This window comes from Leptospiraceae bacterium (genome assembly GCA_016708435.1).
GTDB lineage: Bacteria > Spirochaetota > Leptospiria > Leptospirales > Leptospiraceae > UBA2033.
Genome location: JADJFV010000001.1, coordinates 541,956 through 560,536, shown reverse-complemented (window position 1 = coordinate 560,536; position 18,581 = coordinate 541,956). Strand labels below are relative to the sequence as shown.

Here is an 18,581-nt window from a genome sequence, read left to right as displayed (position 1 = left end):
ATGACACCGAAATTTAGTTTAGCTTCTGTAAATTAAGCTCGGAGGAATGCATGAACCATGAAAAGGGAAGAGAAGAAGTAATGGAATTCAAGAAATTGTTAGTGAACGACAAAATAGAGACGTTAGTCGATAGGCGCAGAATATTCTGGGACAAATTGTTCTTAGGCTCTAGAATATATTTCGTTTGGGTTTATTTATACATTACTTACCAAATGTCCAAGCTAGCAAAAAAAGATAAATACCATCATGAAGAATTTATGCTGCATGGTTTATATTGTTATAATTTATTAGAAGATGTGGGTGCGAAATTTTCTATCGAGGGAATTGATAATTTAAAAAAAATTAAAGAGGAACCGGTCGTTTTTATTTCCAACCACATGTCCACACTTGAGACGATGGTGTTTCCGATTTTAATTCTTCCTTTTAAAAAAGCAATTTTTGTAGTTAAGAATAGCTTATTAAATGTGCCTCTTTTTGGAAATTGCATTAAAGCAACCAAGCCAATTGCATTGGGTAGAATAAATCCTAGAGAAGATTTGAAAGCAGTAATGGATGAAGGAATTACAGCAATTCAATCTGGCACCTCTGTCATTATTTTTCAGCAAGGTCATAGAAAGCCCTATTTCGATCATGAACATTTTAGTTCTATTGGTGTAAAGCTGGCTCAGAAAGCAAAAGTAAAAATTCTTCCTATCGCAATTAAAACTGACTTTTGGGGAAACGGTAAAATGAGTTTGACTCGAAACTTCGGTCCCATTCGCAGGAAAGAAAAAGTTCATATCTGCTTTGGTGAGCCAATCGAAATAGAAGGAAACGGAAAAGATATAAACCCTAAAATCATTACATTCATACAAGGAAAACTTTTAGAGTGGAATCATACAGCCGATCCAAACGGAGTTTAGAAATGTTATTCATTATGCGTAAAGGAATTTCCAAAGAAGTATATCTCAAACTCAAAGACAAACGAGAAATCCAGGTCAAAGGCTAGGGGGCTAATGGAGACTTACTTCTTGGTGCGGGAGGAGGATTTAAAAGGAAATTACAGATAAATTTTCATCCGATGATTATTCATGCCTGATGCATTATTGATTGCATATGTATTTGATACTTTCGACTTTCAATAGGATTCGCAAACTCATCCAATTTTCGAGAATGCATGGCTTTATTAAAACTGAGTTTATGAATTCTAGCAAGTCTAAAATTTTGTTATTACAAATTACTTTTCTTAGTCTAAATAAAAAAATAATTCGGCGTAAATGCAAATGTGGATACAAATATTTAGTGAAATTAAAATAGCGTTTAAAGCTCTTCGCATTCTTTCTAAAGCATTAGCATTGCAAAATAAAAAAGAATATCAGAAGAGTATAGATTATTTCAAAGAAGGAATTGCTGTTGCAAAACAAGGTTCAGAATTAAGCAATTACCCGCTCGGCATTCTTTACTATCAAATCGGTTTCACCTACAATAAAATGGATGAGTATGAAAAGGCTTATGATTGTTTACGCAAAGCAGAAAAAATATTTTTAGATGAAACAGGGGAATACACATTAGACTTGGCTGAAAATTATGCTGAGCTTGGCTTGGCGCGCTCTGGTGTAGATGATTATGATTCCGCCATCGTTTACTATCAGAGGTCAACAGATATTTACCTTGAATTAGATTTTAAAAATCAACTTCCTCTGGGTTGGCTTTATAGTAACCTAGGTATGTGCTATCGAATCAAGGGCAGATTAGAAAAGTCTAGCGAATATTTGAATAAATCCATTGCAATATATGAGAAGTATAAAGAAGAGAAAGGATTAGTATTAAAACTCAAAGCAGATGTTTCTTTGAATAATTCTGATTACCCACAAGCGCTCAAATATAGAAAGGAACTCTTGGAGTATCGATTACGAAAATATAAATCAGATAGCTTTGAGGTTATGCAATGTTATTCATATATCTCTGAAGCTTATATTAAGATGAGCGATGAAAAAAATGCTGTTGAAAATTTAGAAAAAGTGATTCGTTACAGAAAAGAAAATAATATTCCTGATGATAGCATGATTCAAGTTTATTATGGACTTAGTAGAACTTATAAAATAAAACAAGATTACCAAAAAGCAATTGAATATCTAAAAAAATCGATTGCCTTTGCAGAGGAAAATAAAGATTATTCACAAAAGGGGCTAATTGAATTCTATATAGACTTAGGATTTTTATATCAGAGAGCTAGCGATTTAGAAAGTTCAATAAAAGCTTACAATAAAGCTCTTGTCCTATTAGAAAAGTTACCCGACAAAAAACGCTCTTTTCGGTTCGAAATATTTTATGAACTCGCTTTTTTATATGAAAAGAAAAAGGAAAGAGTCAAAGCAAATTATTTTTTTAAGAGCTTAATTGCTATCTATGATAAAGACCTCTGGCAGGATTTACCGCATATCGCAAATACTCATAGGATTTATGGGGAAGTTTGGTTCGAGCGTAAGAATTACAAAAAAGCAATTGAATACTTAGAAAAAGCACAGACTCTTCATCTAAAAACTGTAACTCAAAATGACATTAAAGCTATTGCAACTACCGCATCCAATTATCTAAATCTAAGCAAATCTCATTGTTTACAAAAAGAAAACAAGAAGGCTTTAGAAAATTTACTCGCGGGACTTTCTGCTTTTTTAAATTTTACAACGTATGAAGAATCTGATTTAAATAAAACATGGGAAGAATTCGAAAAAGATTATCTAGAAAAAAATAAAGAATTCAAATCAAATCGTGAAATAAATTTCTTTTTATATTACTACAAACAGATAAAGTTGAATTTTATAGATATTTTTATTCTACACCTAAGAACAATTTCTCTTACAAAATCTGACTTTAAACAAGTAATTCGTTTCTTCGAAAAATACTCCAAAGAAAAACCAAGACTTTCTAATTGGTGCGCGGAAAGGATTGGTATATTAAGGGAATTGGAAAGGAATCGTTAACCTAAAAACTATCCTAACCATTCTAGTAAATAACCCTTACGTCTAAAATACTTTTTCGTTTCTTCGAAAACTAAAAGTAAAATCATACCATGAAATGCAAATAGATATACATGCCAGGGAACTGCTTTAAAAAAATACACATGTCTCAGGTCAGTATAAATGAACGCATAACTTAAAGTTAACTCAAAAATAATTCCTCCGATAATAAGTGGATTTGAAACAAGATTTAATAAAAAAGGAAAACGCTCCAGAACTCTAGCTAGGACAAATCGAGTTGGTCTAACAATGAACCCATCTAACGGTTTTGCAAAATTAGACATTGTAAGTAAAGTAAGTTTCATCGGAAATAAAAAAAGCTCTTTCACTAGAACTGATAGCACTTGAATTGTTTCATTTCTATTTATGCTTTCAATTGTATATTGGATATTGATTGAATAAGAATAATGAGCGATTTTCCAAGTTCGTATTCTTTGTAAAACTCCTTCCCTTACGCTACTATGTAAAAAATCTTTAGAAAAAAGGGATGTTTTCCATGACCTCTTGCACATAACGTTTGCAATTTGTGTTGCAATTGTAGGAAAAAAGAATGCAGTAAGAGACTGCAAATAAAAATCTGTAGAAATATCCATGTTTAATTTTGCGGGACTTTGCGGAAGACGTAAGAACGAAAATCCATCTTTCATAAACCCGCTTGTATAAACAAAATAGTAATATGTAGCAAAGCAAGAAAAAGCAAGAATAGAGCCCTGCACAAAATAACTTCTCATAACAAATCCAATAGAAAGAAGTTTATCTGTTTTTTTTCGGGGAGGCTTTTCCATTATACCTCTCTCTGGAGGTTCAATACCCAAACCCATAGCCGGGATCAAATCAGTTCCTACATCTACAGCAAGAACTCCCATCACTGTCATGACAAGTGGAAAACCCGGAATTAACATCCAGAGGATAAATGGTATTAGCTCTTGTGGGTTACTATTAAATATGTAGGCTGAAAATTTCTTGATATTCTCAAATATTGCCCTTCCTTCTTCAATAGCTGAAACTATGGAGGCAAAATTATCATCGGTTAAAATAATTTCTGCCGCTTCTTTTGCTACGTCTGTTCCACGAAGTCCCATAGCAATTCCTATGTCTGCTTTTTTTAAGGCAGGTCCATCATTAACGCCATCGCCAGTTACGGCTACAATTTCACCTAGATTCTGTAAGGCTGTTACAATTCGAAGTTTTTGTTCGGGAGATACTCTGGCAAATATGCATTCACCTTCTTTTAGAAGCTCAGAAAGCAAATCCTCTTTCATAAAAGCTATTTCTGTTCCAGTGATTACTTTTAATATTCCCCCGCTCCCGAGTCCAATCTGTCTCCCAATACTCTCTGCGGTTAGCGCATAATCACCAGTAACTATCATGACTCGAATACCTGCCGTATGACAGGCTTTTATTGCCGCTGGAACATTTGGACGAATTGGATCAGAAAGAGCAGCAAGCCCCAAGAAAACTAACTTCCTTTCTGCGGCATCTACTGAATAGTCGCTATCCATTTGTTCAAACTCTCTCATTGCAAACGCGAGAACTCTTAGTCCTCTTTTGGCCATTGAATCATTTTCGAGTTTGGTTTTATCTCGCAAGTCTTCCGTCATGGGGATAATGCCTTCCTTAGTAAGCACAAACTCACATCGCTCTAATACTTCAAGGGGGGCACCTTTTACATAGACTAAGTTCTTTCCTAAATTTCCATTGTGAATTACGACACTCATTCTTTTACGAATGGATTCGAATGGATTTAAAAAGATTCGATGCGCCGTTCCTTGTAGTCCTGCTCTCTTTGCAAGAGTAAGAAGTGCTCCTTCTGTTGGGTCTCCAATTACTTTAATATCATTTCCGCTTGTTTCCAGTCGCGCATTATTGCAATTATACGCACAAGTAAGCAATTCTTTTAAACTTGTGAATCTAAGAATATCATCTCTGGAAAGCTTTTTGTCTCCCTGCCAGAGTTCACCGACAGGATTATATCCAGAGCCTTTCACTTCAATTCGTTTTGAATCAGCGTATACTTCAGTTACCATCATTAAGTTCTGAGTCAATGTTCCTGTCTTATCCGAGCATATCACAGTTGTGCAACCCAATGTCTCAACACTAGAAAGATTTTTTACAATTGCATTTCGCTTCGCCATTCTTGAAACGCCCATCGCCAACGCAAGTGTAACCGTTGGTAGTAATCCTTCTGGCACATTCGCTACGAAAATTCCAATAAAAAAGATAAAAGCCTGAACAAATGTAAGTCCAGCAAAGAACCAACCCAAAAATAAAAAACTAATCCCAATTCCAAAGGCGAGAATGGAAATTGCGATAACTGTCCTATTTAATTCTTTTTGAAGAGGACTTGCTTCTACTTTAATTGCTTGCGTGAGTCCCGCGATTTGTCCGATTTCAGAATTCATCCCAGTTCCGAATACAATCGCTTTCACACTTCCCTTAATCAGAGAAGAACCCGCGAACAAAATATTAGGCAATTCAATCCAAAGAAATTTTCCGTGGACTAAAATTTCCTTATCCGACTTATATCTCTTAGCCGATGTAGACTCACCAGTCAAAGAGGAGTTATCAACTTCTACTTCATAAGCCTCCACAATTCTAGCATCTGCTGGAACAACATCCCCTTCTTCTAAACTAATTAAATCTCCCGGCACAAGAGTGTTCGCATCTATTTCCGTTAACTTTCCATTGCGGATAACTTTGCATTGCTGCACCATCATCTTACTGAGAGCCTCTATTGCTTTATCCGATTTATATTCCTGTAAAAAAGAAAAAAGTCCATTCACGAATACCACCAAGAAAACTGCCGTTCCAAGCTCAGGCATATCCACACCTGGAATATAACATAGCAAAGCCGCTATCCAAAGCAAAATTGCAAAGAAGCTGAAGAAATTTTTTAGTAGTTTTGCATACCAAGGTATTCCTAAAACTTTCTTAATTTCATTATATCCATAGTAATTTAATCTTTCTTCTGCTTGTTCTGAGGTGAGTCCAATACCTGCGCTCGTTTGTAACTCAAATTCTACTTGTTTTTGGGTCATATTTTTAAAAGAGAGTGTAACAGTAGATTCTCCTGACTGGAATTTTTCTAAGACTTCTTTGGAGGATTTGCATTGCAGAAGTTCGTTTTGAATAGAGGGAAGAAGTGAGGATAATCCTTGTAATACCTGTAAATGAATGGACGGTTTTTCTTTGGGTGTAGCGAGTAAAAGTAAAATATGAATTCTGTTTTCTCCAACTAGAATTCCTTTTGGAAATATTCCTAGAAATGCTTTTATTCCTTTCATCTTTTCTACACGAACATGAGGGATTAATATCATATCATTGACATAGTTGTAAGGATTTTGAATAGATTGAAGAAATTCCTTAAAGAGAATTTCTTTTTTTTCAAACCCGGGACTATGCAATTGCATCATACCTAACGCATCTTGCAAAGTCTCCTCTTCTAATAAGAAAATTTGATCTTGGGAAAGAATTTCGCCTAACATACATTTCTCCTTCTCTTTTTATACTACGACCATGCATAAAGAATGGCTTCACTTCTTAAAGTTCTATTTTGTATTTTCCCAATGAGATTTATCACTGCGATAGAATTGATATTATTTTGAGTTGGGGTGAGATTAATCATCATTAGATTGTAAAGTAAAGAAAGAAAATGAGTTGTGAAGTCTCAATGTTATGCATTGATAAAAAAACTATGGACGATTATCTTATTTTAGGAAGCGGTATATCCGCGTTATCTTTTGGCGCATTAATGGCACATTCAGGAAAAAAAGTTCGAATCTTGGAAGCACATGATCAACCCGGAGGTTACGGGCATACGTTTACACAGTCTGGTGGCAAATACAAGTTTAACGCTCAATTCCATTATGTATGGGGATGTGGAGAGGGTCAGCTTGTAAACAGGGTTCTAAAGCATATTGGTCTTGCAATTCCATTTGTGAGACTAGATCCCGATGGGTTTGATCGAATGCGAATTCCTGGATATACTTTAAACATTCCAGCAAATTATGAAACTCTAATTGAGCGTCTCTGTGTTTTATTTCCTGAAAACAGAAAAGACTTTCGAAGTTTCTTTAAAGCGGTGCAAGTTATTTCAAAAGGATTGGGATATCTTACGAAAGAAAGCACTTTATACTCAATTAATCACTGGAGTTCTGCAATCAAAGCTTTATCATTTTATGGAGCCACTTTGCAAGAAGCATTTGATCACTTTCATATTCCACTCCCCGCACAATCACTAATAGCCTCACAATGGCAGGATTTCTTATTACCACCGAATACTTTATCTTTTTATGCATGGCTTTCTTTATTCGATGGATATATGAATGGAGCCTATTACCCGGAGCATCATTTTGAAAGTGTTATCCAGGGACTTGCAAATGTTATTTTTAAAAATGGGGGAGTTATCGAGTATGAAAAAGAAATAACTAGCATTGAAGTCAAGAAAGGTAAGGTCTTAGAAGTTTTAGCGCAAAATACAAATAATCCACTAGAGCGTTCTGTTTACAAAGCGAAAGAATATGTGTGCAATATGGATCCCAAGCAAACTGCTTCTATGATTGGTATAGAACATTTTTCAAAGGATGTCCGAAAGAGACTTTCTTATCAATATTCTCCTTCCAATTTTATGATCTATGCAGTAGTTTCTGGAGTGGATTTAAAAGAGTTAGGATTTGGAAAATGGAATAATTTTCACAGTTGCGATATCGATTTGAATAAATCATTCAGAAAAATGTATTATGACTTTAATTACTCTTCTCCCTCTTTCGCTCTTTGTAGTCCCACACTCATGACAGAGGATAATAGTGATTGTCCGTCTGACAGGTATTTAGTGGAAATTCTAACTGTAGCCAATTATAACTATTTCAAGCGACTAAAAATCACGGATATAAAAAAATACAAAGAAGCTAAAAGCTATATTTATAATTCTATTCTGGATGTAGTAGAGAAAGAATATATACCGAATTTTCGGGAACTATCTCCTTTTCATGTGACAGGCTCTCCTACAACGAATGAAAGATTTTGCTGGAGTCCAGAAGGACATTCCTATGGTTCGAATCTTACTCCGAAAAATATTGGGCTTGGTCGGCTTAATTATAATAGCTCCTTAGATAACCTATATTTCTGTAACGCATCTTCCGGTTACGCAGGTTTTTACGGTGGCTTCTGGACGGGTGCACGTCTTTTCAATCATATCACCATGGAGACAATATGAAAATAGCAATCATCGGAGGTGGAGCGTCAGGAATGCTCTGCGCCCACCTTCTTAATTCAAAGCATGATATAACCATATTCGAAAAAGATTCTATACTCGGTGGAAACATTCGAACTTTAAATAAAAATGTAAAACACTCAACGTTAAATGAAGATATTATAATTGATAACGGAGTAATAGAGTTTGCGCATAATCAATTTCCAACCTTCTTTAAAATCATGGAAGATTTGGGAGTAATTCTATCTAGTTTTCCGGGAAATGGAGCTCTTTATTTACACAATGGAGATTACTATCTGGGAAGAAATTTAATCAAAACAAAAGTAAAAGGCTTATTGAGTCAATCGAAAGAATATTTGAAGCTAATCAGTCTTTTCCCTGATTTATTCTTATTACAGATCAAGGTAAAATTAAAGCCAAAGCATATCGAAGAATATACAACGGGGGAATTATTTAGCAGAAGAATTTTGCACTGTTGGATGCGCTCTCTTGCTATGTATGCTCACTCCGTTCCTTATAAAGAAATTGATCGATATTATCCAGCCGAGCTTTGTATGTCCCTTTTCAAAACCTATGCTTTTGGCACTAAATGGTATACAATTCACACAGGAATTTACACTTATATTGAAAAAATTTTAGAATCCTTTAAAGGAAAAATTATTTTAAAAAGTAAAATCCAAGGAGTCACAAGAAATGAAAACAAAGTCCAAATTCAAATGGCTAATGGTGATTTGCTTATTTTTGATAAGATTGTATTTGCTTCTACACCGGATCAGATATTGAAACTCCTGAAAGATTCGACAAGCGATGAGAAAAAAAGATTTGGCGCTTGGAAGTCTCATCGTATTAAAACCATTATTCACACAGATAATTCTCTTTATGCGCAGTATCCATTGCAATATTATTCTGAGTTTGATATATTTGAAAGCTCGAAAGGAGACTTCGGCTATAACGGATATATGAATCGAATTGCAAGCCTGAACATGAATACATCTTACTTTATGGGATATAACATTGAAAAGCTGATCTCACCGAAAAAAATTCTACATAAACAAATTCATACAACCCCATTCTATACTGTAGAAGCAATGAGATATAGGAAAGAAATTAAAATAACAAATGGAGAGAATAATACTTGTTATGCGGGCGCTTATCTCTATGATGGATTACACGAAGGTGCAGCCATTTCCGCGACAGAGGTTGCCAAGATTATGATCTGAGAGGAACATCTGCGATAATCCGCACTAACAATGGCTATGTCTCTATAAAACTAAGCGTTGTGCCGTTCTCCAGCTTTTTGGGTATTTGTCCAAAGACTGGTTTTAATTTGATGCTGTTGAATTCTTTTTTGTAATTTAACTTTTAATTTGCAGGTCTAGAATTGGGTGGTATTATTAGGAAGGGGTAATACATTTTACCAATAAGAATATAATTTTCAGGAAAGGAAAAAATGAAGTATATACTGTATTTGATAGCTGGATTATTTTTTTTAGATATATTTGCAGAGGACAAAACTAAGCTCGAAGAATCGGAAATCAAGGAAGCCGAAAAGATTGAATTCCAAAACAAAAGCCGAAAAAAGGCTGCATCTGAAACGAAATATTTACATGAATCGATTGGGAAAAAGCTAGCGGGGTTAATATCGAATAAACCCGATGAAGCACATTCTTTAGATGGAGTCAAAGCAATTCGTGTTGGCTCAATGGAAAAAAATAAATTTGGAGCTGATGTTATATTTCTAGATGCAAGCACTAGTTTCGGTCATATAAATTCAATCCAAAGAGTATTATCAGGATACATACAAACTGCGTTCGATTATAATGTTGCTAAAGCAGATATTTTAGCGATTTATGTTTTGTATTACAATGGTATGCACAGAGGAAATATTAGTTTCTTTGAATCAAAATACAGTAAAGCTTTGCTAAAGAAATTGAGTAGCTCCAATGTAGGTATTGCAATTAAATACAAAGACTGGCCAGGTAAAACAGAAATCATCATACCGATTGAAAAAAATGCTCTCAAAGAGTTTCAGAAAGATGTTACCTTAAATGAGCTAGAAAACGAAGTGAATAAAATTATTAACGATAAGAAGAACGGGGAGGAAGATAAAAAGAAATTTGCAGAATTGATGAAAGAAAAAGGTGCCAGGGAGTTAATGGAAATTAACCAAAAGATAGAAGAATTAGAAAAGTTAGAAAAAGAAATCGAAGCAAAGCAGAAAAATATTCAAGATAGACTAACAGAATTAAAAAAAGATCCTGAGAAAAATAAAGATGAAATCGCAAAACTAGAAAAAGAATACCAGGCTTTAGAGAAACAAAAAAGAGATATTAAAAAACAAAAAGACGATTTGATTGAAAGAGAAGAGCAGCTAACAGGAGTTGCCTCACCCAAAAGAACTCCCAAAGTAATTCCTCTACCCCCAGAAGAAAAAAAAGTAGAAGTTAAATTTGACCCGAGACTTTTAGAGCCAGAGTATTCTTCTCATATTGTAGATGGAAAATTAGTTTTCATAAAACCTATTTCCGATATCGACAGCCATTGCGTCAACGGAATTCATTTGCTTGATCCGGCAAAAGAGGATTTTATTTATACAAGTGAATACAATAAAATCTGTGGAAAAACCTTTAAAGTCTTTGGAGATAATATTTTAGTAATAGGTTTTTTAGAAAAAAAAGAACAAATCAAATTAGTTTTCCTGAAAAAAAATGATTTAAAAATCGTAGGCAATTCAGAAGTTAACGTTTATCACAAAACACCAATCGAAATTCGAGGCGATTTTTTATATGCAATCGAAAATTTAGATGGAAAGTTTTATCTAACTCGCTTTGATCAAAATCTAAAAAGCCTTACCCGCTCTAAAGAAGAAGTAAATCCAGATTCGATCATTACTTTCTATGACAACAAAGTATACGTCTCCAGCAAAAAAGAAAACGGACAAATCGAATTTAAAGTATTCAAAAAAGAAGATTTAAGTTTTATAAAGAAGACCCAGGCTTAGGGCGACGTTTTTTCGATGTAGGGAATGCATATATGCGTTCCCTACCGTTAATACCATCGCAATGCTTAAAACAAACGCCGTAAATTAGACAAAGTGTACTAAAAAAGGCTTTTCTAGGATACGGGTTTCAAGATTAAGTTCAATTAAAGTCAAAATATTATATATAAGAGGCGTTTATGAAAGTTGTCGTGCTTGTGAAGCAGGTTCCTGATACAGAAACCAATATTAAACTCGGTGACAAATCTATCAATGAAGCAGGAATCAAGTGGATCATTTCTCCTTATGATGAATTTGCAATCGAAGAAGGCATTAAACTCAGAGAGAAAAACGGCGGGGAAGTGATCGCTGTTTCCGTGGGTCCTGATAGAGTCCAAGAAGTTCTTAGAACTGCTTATGCTATGGGTGTTGATAAAGCAGTTCATATCAAAGTGGACAATTACAATACATTCGATTCTATTTTTACTTCTCAGTTAATTGCAAATTTTGCGAAAGCTGAAAAAGCGGATATTATTCTTGCTGGAAGACAGTCGATTGATACTGATAGTTCTCAAGTTCCTGTTCAAATTGCAGAAGAGCTTGGTGTAGGTCATGTTGTTCTCGCAATCAAAATTGAAATCGCAGGAACAAGTGCAAAAATTACTCGTGAAGTAGAAGGTGGAACTGCTACCGTTGAAACTTCACTCCCTGTAGTTGTTACTGCTACTAAAGGTTTAAATGAGCCACGTTATCCTTCTTTAAAAGGTATCATGTCTGCTAAGAAAAAACCAATCGACGTAAAACAAGCGGCTGATCTTGGTAATCCGGCTGGAAAAATCGAAGTCGTTGGACTCGAGCCACCACCACCACGTATTGCAGGACGTAAATTAGAAGCGGCTGATGCAGCAGGTTTTGCATCTCAATTAGTAAAAGCTCTCAGAGAAGAAGCTAAGGTTATATAAGGAGCCCTGATATGTCAAATGTATTCGTAGTTGGTGAAATCAAAGACGGTGAATTAAAAAAAATCTCTAGAGAGTTAACTTCCGCAGCGCGCAAAATCGCGGATACCCTCGGAGGACAAGTAGAAGTATTATTAATCGGTGCTGGTGCTGAAAAATTTGCTGGCGACCTCGGTGCTGTAGGGGCTGACAAGGTGTTAACCGCAAACGTTGGTGACTTCAATGCAGAAGCTTACGCAAACGTAATCGCTGAAACTGTAAAAGCTAAAAAACCTACTGTAGTTCTAATGCCACATACTGGTTATGGAAAAGATTACTCTCCAAGAGTAGCTGTTAAAATCGGCTCTGGAATTGTAGCTGACGTAGTTGGTCTTTCGGTTGACGGTGGAAAAGTAGTAGCTAAAAAACCAATCTATTCCGGTAAAGCTTACGCAAACATCAAAGTAACCACTGACATACAAGCATTCACAGTTCGTCCAAACTCACAAGAGGTTGGTTCTAAAGCTGGTGCCGGTGCAGTAGAAGCAGTATCCGCAGGTGCAGGTGATGTGAAAGTAAAAATCACTGGAACTGAATTGTCCGGTGGAAGCAAAATTCAACTCACTGAAGCTTCTATCATCGTTTCCGGTGGTCGTGGTATGAAAGGTCCTGAGAACTTCCCAATGTTACAATCTCTAGCTGATCTTTTAGGTGCAGCGTTAGGTGCTTCTCGTGCGGCTGTTGACTCTGGTTGGATTTCTCATAGCCACCAAGTTGGACAAACAGGTAAAACTGTATCGCCTAATTGCTATATTGCGTGCGGTATTTCTGGATCTATCCAACACATGGCTGGTATGGGTTCTTCTAAATACATCGTCGCAATCAACAAAGATGCCGAAGCTCCTATTTTCAAAGTAGCGACCTACGGTGTTGTTGCTGACTTGTTTGAAGTAGTTCCTGCATTAACCGCTGAGTTTAAAAAAGTTTTAGGTTAATTTTCTTTCGGGCGTTGCGGCGCAATTTCGATGTTGTAGAGACGCGATTAATCGCGTCTCTACTTTTATGTAGACAGCCGCCGCGCTCGCCTTCCTGACTGCGGATGATATGAATTATCCGCAGTCATCCAGTTGATCGCTAACGCAATATTTTTTTTTGATTAAAAAAATAAAGATTTATGATATTAAAATGAAACAAACGATTCTTTCTTTTATAATTCTACTTTTATTAACCTGTTTTTCTGATTGTATTTTCTTGCAAAATATGGAGGCAGAAGATAATTCCTTGCGAAATCCGTGCCCATTGCTTGGTAGAATTAAAGATAATAAAAGAGTCAGAGCGGCAAGTTTTAATGGCTATACATATATCGAATTGTCCAGTCGAGAAACAATATATATTGAGACAAAATTTGTTGAGTCAGTTGATTCCATTGACAATGATAAATCCTTTTCGGAATATTTAGGATACTATAAGTTAATTTGTAAAATTGAAAAACCACCATTCTATAATGACATTTCTATCGTAAAGAATAAACTTTGATTTGTTTTATCTGTTATAAGAATGTCGAGAAGACAGATAATGATAGAAGCTTCTTCTAGAATCTTTCTTTTAATCTCTTTACCAACTCGGAATCTTTTTCCATTTCTTTTGTTAAATCAATGAATGTCGCATAATCATTCGTAGCCGTTTTGGTATTAAATAAAATGAGTTTTATGAGAGGTTTTTTATATTCTCCAAGGATTAATTCATTAATAGGAATTTGAACTAATCCATTTTTAATTTCGTAAAGCTTTTGATTTTTATCCTGAGTATAATCTGTTTTTAAAAAAATATTGTCTGGGATTTTTATTTCTTCGATTTTACTAACACCTTTGTCTATGACTCTTGTTTCGTAACGTTCTTCGGGAAAGCTTATTAATCGAAACGGGAGGAAAAGAAATTCCGTTGAAACTAAAATTACTGCGCCAGGTGCACATAGGATACTAATTTGACGACAGGCTTTGACTATTTCCGATTCATCTGGATCGTTTAATCTAATTTTCTTAGAATCCTTATATTTCTCTTTTATAAGCGCAATAATTTGTCTATGAGTAGCTTTATAGCTTGAAACGGAAATTAATAAGTTTTCTTGATTAAACGAGTATGCAATAACAAATGTAATTCTCTCTTCAAATTTTTCTTCTTCCTTCAGTGTTTCTGATTTCAAAATCTCTTCACTGTCTTTGTAGGCTCTAAAGAAACAAGATCCTTGGATAAGAATTGATAGAATTAAAAATAAATAGGATGTTTCTTTTAGTATTTTAAAATCTCGCATAATAAGTATTATCTTCAATAAGCTATGCTTGTTAAACTATAAATTAGCCTACTCCCTACTAGTAGGTGGGCAGATTTACCTAAACCACTCAAGGATTTTCTCTTCTAACGTTTAGCTGGTAGTTCACTTCCAGCTTTTCTATTTGCTAATGTAAATCGCAACGTTATATGCAATATCCCAAACGCTTTTCATAAATAATTGGTTGAAATTCTTTTATACAAATTGACAGTTACATAAAGGCAATGTCAAAATTTTCGCAAAGTAATCCGGATAGAGTAATGAGGCTTAAAAATTATGCCCCATTTGATACATCATCAGAAGAATACGATGACATTGTGTCACTAGCTGGGTCAATTTGCGATACACCGATTGCATTTATTAGTTTCGAAACTGATGAGCGTGTTTGGCTTAAGTCCGCAATTGGCATTGAGAATTCTGATTCAACGCTGGTTTATTCATTGTGCGCAAAAACAATCTTATCTGATAACGTTCTCACAGTTGCAGATTGCTCTAAAGATGAACGGTTCAGGAATTATCCTTATTTCTTAAGAGGCAAGCAAGTGTTATCCTATGCAGGTGCTTCACTTGTTACATCTGACGGTTATAGAATTGGCACTTTAAGTGTTATGGATGTAGTGCCCAGAGAATTCTCTGAAAAGCAAATCAATGGGTTAATTGCTCTTAGCCGAAATGCAATAAAGTTCCTGGATTTAAATAATAAGGTGGAAACTCTTATTGAACAAAATCATTTCAATCAAAGTGTAATAGACTTTATTCCCGGAATGATTGGGTATTGGGATACTGAATTACGTTGTTGTTTTGCTAATCGTGCCTATCATGAATGGTTTGGAAGAACTGCAAAAGAAATGATTGGAATGAAAATTCAGGATGTTCTGGGAGAAACTATCTACAAAAAAAATGAACCGTTTATATTAGGAGCTTTAAACGGAGTCACTCAAAGATTTGAGCGTGCGATCCCTAAACCTGACGGCAAATTAGGATATACCTGGGCTCAATATATTCCAGACATCAGCGAAGGAAAAGTAAAAGGATTTGTTGTTCTTGTCACAGATATAACGGAGTTAAAATTAACTGAAATATCTTTAAAAGAAGCAGAGAAGAAATTAAACGAGATTCTTGAGTCTATGCCTGAGGGGCTAGTTGAGGTTAACCTCAAAGGCGAAATCATCTATGCAAATAAGGGAGCGGAAAGAATTCTTTCTATTAAAGAAACTGAAATTGCAAAGCGTTATTTTAATTCTAAAGAATGGCGCCAAGTTGATTCAATTGGTAACCCTTACCCTCTGGATCAATTACCTTTAGCAATTGCCATGAGAGAAAAAAGAGAAGTTGGTCCTATTGAGCATGGAATTGTAGATGAAGAGGGAAATCAAAAATGGCTTTCTGTTCATGCACTCCCCTTACTCGATAAAGACAATAATTTGTATGGCGCAATTGCAAGTTTTCGAGATGTGACTGAAAGAAATGAATTTCAAAAGAAACTTATCGAAGCAAAAAATGCTGCGGATAATGCTAATAAGGCAAAAAGTGAATTCTTAGCAAATATGAGTCATGAAATTCGCACTCCAATGAATGCAATTTTAGGATTTAGCGAAATTTTAAATAGAAAACTTACAGACGAAAATTTGAAGCAATATGCCCTTTCCATTATTACCAGCGGTAGAGTTTTACTGAAATTAATTAATGACGTATTGGATTTATCAAAGATAGAGTCCGGTAAATTTGAATTAAACAATTCTGTTGTTCACTTCAAGAAGATGTTTGAAGAGATGCAAATAATCTTCTCTCAAAAATTGGAAGAAAAAGGATTAAAACTAGATTTTATTATTTCGGAAGAGCTCCCGGATAGGATTGTTCTGGATGAATTGCGGTTACGACAAATTCTCCTAAACCTAATAGGGAATGCTGTAAAGTTTACTCATACTGGTTACATCAAAGTATCCGCTAAACAGATTTCCTATAATTCGAAAGATAATACAGTAGAATTATTAATTGAAGTAGAAGACACTGGAATAGGAATTCCAAAAAAGGATCAAAGTAAAATATTTGATGCCTTTACACAGCGATCCGGTCAAGATCACAATGTATATGGTGGGACAGGACTTGGCTTAACGATTGCTAGGAAACTAATAAAATTAATGAACGGAGAAATTTTCTTACATAGTGAAATTAATCAAGGGACTCGATTTGAAATTGTATTAAAAAATTTGGAAGTATTCTCAGGCTTTAGCATCAATGCGAATCTTGGCAGTGAAGAAAATTTTGACATTTTAGAAAATGAATTTCACTTTGAACCTGGAAAAATCTTAGTTGTGGATGATATCTTTGTGAATAGACAACTTGTTCGAAATTTTCTAGAAGATTTTAGCAATTTAATAATAATTGAAGCTGAAAATGGGAAACTTGCCCTTGAGGCGGTAGAAGAAAATCGCCCTGATTTAATTCTTATGGATATTAAAATGCCTGTTATGAATGGAGTCGAAGCCATTCAGATTTTAAAATCTAATAATAAGACTAAAGACATTCCTATTATAGCTCTCACTGCTTCGGCTTTTGAGCAAACAAAGACTGAAGTGATTGACTCTTGTGATGGTTATTTGCAAAAACCAGTAAGTCGAAAAAATTTAATTGAAAAAATATCAGAATTTTTGAACTATAAAGTTGAATCTAAGCAATTAGATATCGAAGAAAGCCAATCTGAAAATGAAGTAAGATTGAGTTTATCCAATGTTCGAATACTCATCAAAAGTATAGCTTCGGATACAATGAAAAAATTGGAAGATCTTATTGAAGTAATTGATGTAGCGGAAACTGTTCGTTTGGCGAAGCAAATCAAATCTCTGGGAAAGGAATATGAATATAAGCCGCTATATTTATGGGGAAGAGATTTAGAGATATATGCAGATCGATTTGATATTGATAAAATTATTTCTCTCCTAAAACAGTTTCCTGATTTAATGGATGAATTAAAAAAAATTTCTTCTTAAAACTAAAGATATAAGCAGGGTTAAAAAATATTTCATGGAAAAATTAAAAAAACAACACCAAATTCTAATCGTGGACGATATGCCAAAAAATGTTCAGGTATTAGGACAAGTTTTATCAGAACATGGATATAATATTTTCCTTGCTACTAGTGGATTTCAAGCATTGAAAGCTGTCGAAAAAAAAATGCCAGATTTAATTCTTTTAGATATTAATATGCCGGAGATGGATGGTTATGAGACTTGCAAATTAATCAAAGAAGATGAAAGGTTTTCAGAAATCCCTATCATCTTTTTAACTGCGATGTCTGAGCCAGAGAATCTAATAAAAGCTTTCGCTGTTGGTGGTGTGGATTATATTGCGAAACCGTTTAATCCGCCGGAATTACTCGCGAGAGTGAATCAACAATTAGCCCTGAAAGAAAGAACAGAAGAATTAAAACGAACAAATGAGAATAACAAAGAGTTGCTTCGAGTATTACTTCACGATCTCAGAAATCCAATTGTCGCAATAGATTCAATCAATCAGATTTTTCCTGAAAATCAAGAAGTCTACATTGAGATGAATGATATATTACAACAGGCTACAAAAAATTGCATGGAAATCTTGGATAGTGTGAAGAAAATGTATAGCATTCAAGATAAGAAATACAATGTAGATATCAAATCAGTTAGTTTATTAGAAACAATCAACTCATCTTTGTTAATATTTAAAAATTTATTACATGAAAAGGAAATAAGCATTGAGGTAAATGTTCCTAAAAATTTTTTAATACATGTTGATACGAACTCTTTTTCGCACTCCGTTATTGATAATCTTATAACAAATGCAATTAAGTTTTCATTTGTAAATTCTAGCATTCAGATTCATGCCTTCCAGAAAGAGGAACAAATAATTCTATCAATCAAAGATAATGGAATAGGAATCCCTCAAAGAATTTTGGACAATATTTTTGATATAACTAAGCCAACTAGTAGACCGGGAACAAAAGGTGAATCAGGCGCAGGTTATGGAATGCCACTTGTAAAAAAATTCTTAGAAATGTCTAATGCTAATATTGAAATAAAAACAATCGAAAGTCCAAAAACAAATCACGGAACAGAAATTCTGCTTTCATTCAAAGGAAGCTTAGAATGAA

12 protein-coding genes are annotated in these 18,581 nt (G+C 34.6%); 10 read left to right on the top strand and 2 right to left on the bottom strand.

Annotated elements, in window-relative coordinates:
• Positions 1 to 80: 80 nt before the first annotated feature.
• Positions 81 to 902 (top strand): 1-acyl-sn-glycerol-3-phosphate acyltransferase, encoded by an 822-nt coding sequence (locus tag IPH52_02715; GenBank protein ID MBK7053954.1) that lies wholly within the window; start codon positions 81 to 83, stop codon positions 900 to 902.
• Between the two features lie 360 nt (positions 903 to 1,262).
• Positions 1,263 to 2,963 carry a tetratricopeptide repeat protein gene (locus IPH52_02710; protein MBK7053953.1) on the top strand — a complete coding sequence of 567 codons (1,701 nt, stop codon included), beginning with the start codon at positions 1,263 to 1,265 and terminating at the stop codon, positions 2,961 to 2,963.
• 8 nt (positions 2,964 to 2,971) lie between these two features.
• On the opposite strand, the gene IPH52_02705 is transcribed toward IPH52_02710, so the two are convergent.
• Positions 2,972 to 6,484, bottom strand: coding sequence for an HAD-IC family P-type ATPase (locus IPH52_02705; GenBank protein MBK7053952.1), 3,513 nt, complete (start codon positions 6,482 to 6,484; stop codon positions 2,972 to 2,974).
• A gap of 185 nt (positions 6,485 to 6,669) precedes the next feature.
• Here IPH52_02705 and IPH52_02700 point away from each other — a divergent pair, with 185 nt between their 5' ends.
• The 6 genes from IPH52_02700 (at position 6,670) to IPH52_02675 (ending at position 13,662) form a co-directional block, all read left to right on the top strand.
• Positions 6,670 to 8,214: an NAD(P)/FAD-dependent oxidoreductase gene (locus tag IPH52_02700; GenBank protein MBK7053951.1), complete on the top strand. Its 1,545-nt coding sequence runs from the start codon at positions 6,670 to 6,672 to the stop codon at positions 8,212 to 8,214.
• Entirely contained in the window at positions 8,211 to 9,431 is a 1,221-nt protein-coding gene (locus tag IPH52_02695; GenBank protein MBK7053950.1) for an NAD(P)-binding protein, read from the top strand. Before IPH52_02700 ends, IPH52_02695 begins: the two co-directional genes overlap by 4 nt.
• Positions 9,432 to 9,661: 230 nt before the next feature.
• Positions 9,662 to 11,212, top strand: coding sequence for a hypothetical protein (locus IPH52_02690; GenBank protein ID MBK7053949.1), 1,551 nt, complete (start codon positions 9,662 to 9,664; stop codon positions 11,210 to 11,212).
• 176 nt (positions 11,213 to 11,388) lie between these two features.
• Entirely contained in the window at positions 11,389 to 12,150 is a 762-nt protein-coding gene (locus IPH52_02685; protein MBK7053948.1) for an electron transfer flavoprotein subunit beta/FixA family protein, read from the top strand.
• An 11-nt stretch (positions 12,151 to 12,161) separates the two neighbouring features.
• Positions 12,162 to 13,121 (top strand): electron transfer flavoprotein subunit alpha/FixB family protein, encoded by a 960-nt coding sequence (locus tag IPH52_02680; GenBank protein ID MBK7053947.1) that lies wholly within the window; start codon positions 12,162 to 12,164, stop codon positions 13,119 to 13,121.
• A gap of 190 nt (positions 13,122 to 13,311) precedes the next feature.
• A complete protein-coding gene (locus IPH52_02675) occupies positions 13,312 to 13,662 on the top strand; it encodes a hypothetical protein (protein MBK7053946.1) in 351 nt (116 codons plus the stop codon).
• 55 nt (positions 13,663 to 13,717) lie between these two features.
• Here the strand turns inward: IPH52_02675 and IPH52_02670 are convergent, their stop codons facing one another.
• The gene (locus tag IPH52_02670) at positions 13,718 to 14,437 is read right to left on the bottom strand and encodes a hypothetical protein (protein MBK7053945.1); all 720 of its coding nucleotides are present in this window, start codon (positions 14,435 to 14,437) and stop codon (positions 13,718 to 13,720) included.
• A gap of 242 nt (positions 14,438 to 14,679) precedes the next feature.
• On the opposite strand from IPH52_02670, the gene IPH52_02665 reads away from it, so the two are divergent.
• Both IPH52_02665 and IPH52_02660 read left to right on the top strand, forming a co-directional pair.
• Entirely contained in the window at positions 14,680 to 17,445 is a 2,766-nt protein-coding gene (locus IPH52_02665; protein MBK7053944.1) for a response regulator, read from the top strand.
• Positions 17,446 to 17,479: 34 nt separating this feature from the next.
• A complete protein-coding gene (locus IPH52_02660) occupies positions 17,480 to 18,580 on the top strand; it encodes a hybrid sensor histidine kinase/response regulator (protein ID MBK7053943.1) in 1,101 nt (366 codons plus the stop codon).
• The last annotated feature ends 1 nt before the right edge of the window (position 18,581 follow it).

What these genes read in the sequence shown, in the direction of transcription:
- IPH52_02715 (MBK7053954.1), top strand. Translation starts at nt 81, where the DNA reads ATGGAATTCAAGAAATTGTTAGTGAACGACAAAATAGAGACGTTAGTC.
- IPH52_02660 (MBK7053943.1), top strand. Translation starts at nt 17,480, where the DNA reads ATGGAAAAATTAAAAAAACAACACCAAATTCTAATCGTGGACGATATG.
- IPH52_02670 (MBK7053945.1), bottom strand. Translation starts at nt 14,437, where the DNA reads ATGCGAGATTTTAAAATACTAAAAGAAACATCCTATTTATTTTTAATT.
- IPH52_02700 (MBK7053951.1), top strand. Translation starts at nt 6,670, where the DNA reads ATGTTATGCATTGATAAAAAAACTATGGACGATTATCTTATTTTAGGA.
- IPH52_02710 (MBK7053953.1), top strand. Translation starts at nt 1,263, where the DNA reads ATGTGGATACAAATATTTAGTGAAATTAAAATAGCGTTTAAAGCTCTT.
- IPH52_02680 (MBK7053947.1), top strand. Translation starts at nt 12,162, where the DNA reads ATGTCAAATGTATTCGTAGTTGGTGAAATCAAAGACGGTGAATTAAAA.
- IPH52_02690 (MBK7053949.1), top strand. Translation starts at nt 9,662, where the DNA reads ATGAAGTATATACTGTATTTGATAGCTGGATTATTTTTTTTAGATATA.
- IPH52_02695 (MBK7053950.1), top strand. Translation starts at nt 8,211, where the DNA reads ATGAAAATAGCAATCATCGGAGGTGGAGCGTCAGGAATGCTCTGCGCC.
- IPH52_02685 (MBK7053948.1), top strand. Translation starts at nt 11,389, where the DNA reads ATGAAAGTTGTCGTGCTTGTGAAGCAGGTTCCTGATACAGAAACCAAT.
- IPH52_02705 (MBK7053952.1), bottom strand. Translation starts at nt 6,484, where the DNA reads ATGTTAGGCGAAATTCTTTCCCAAGATCAAATTTTCTTATTAGAAGAG.
- IPH52_02675 (MBK7053946.1), top strand. Translation starts at nt 13,312, where the DNA reads ATGAAACAAACGATTCTTTCTTTTATAATTCTACTTTTATTAACCTGT.
- IPH52_02665 (MBK7053944.1), top strand. Translation starts at nt 14,680, where the DNA reads ATGTCAAAATTTTCGCAAAGTAATCCGGATAGAGTAATGAGGCTTAAA.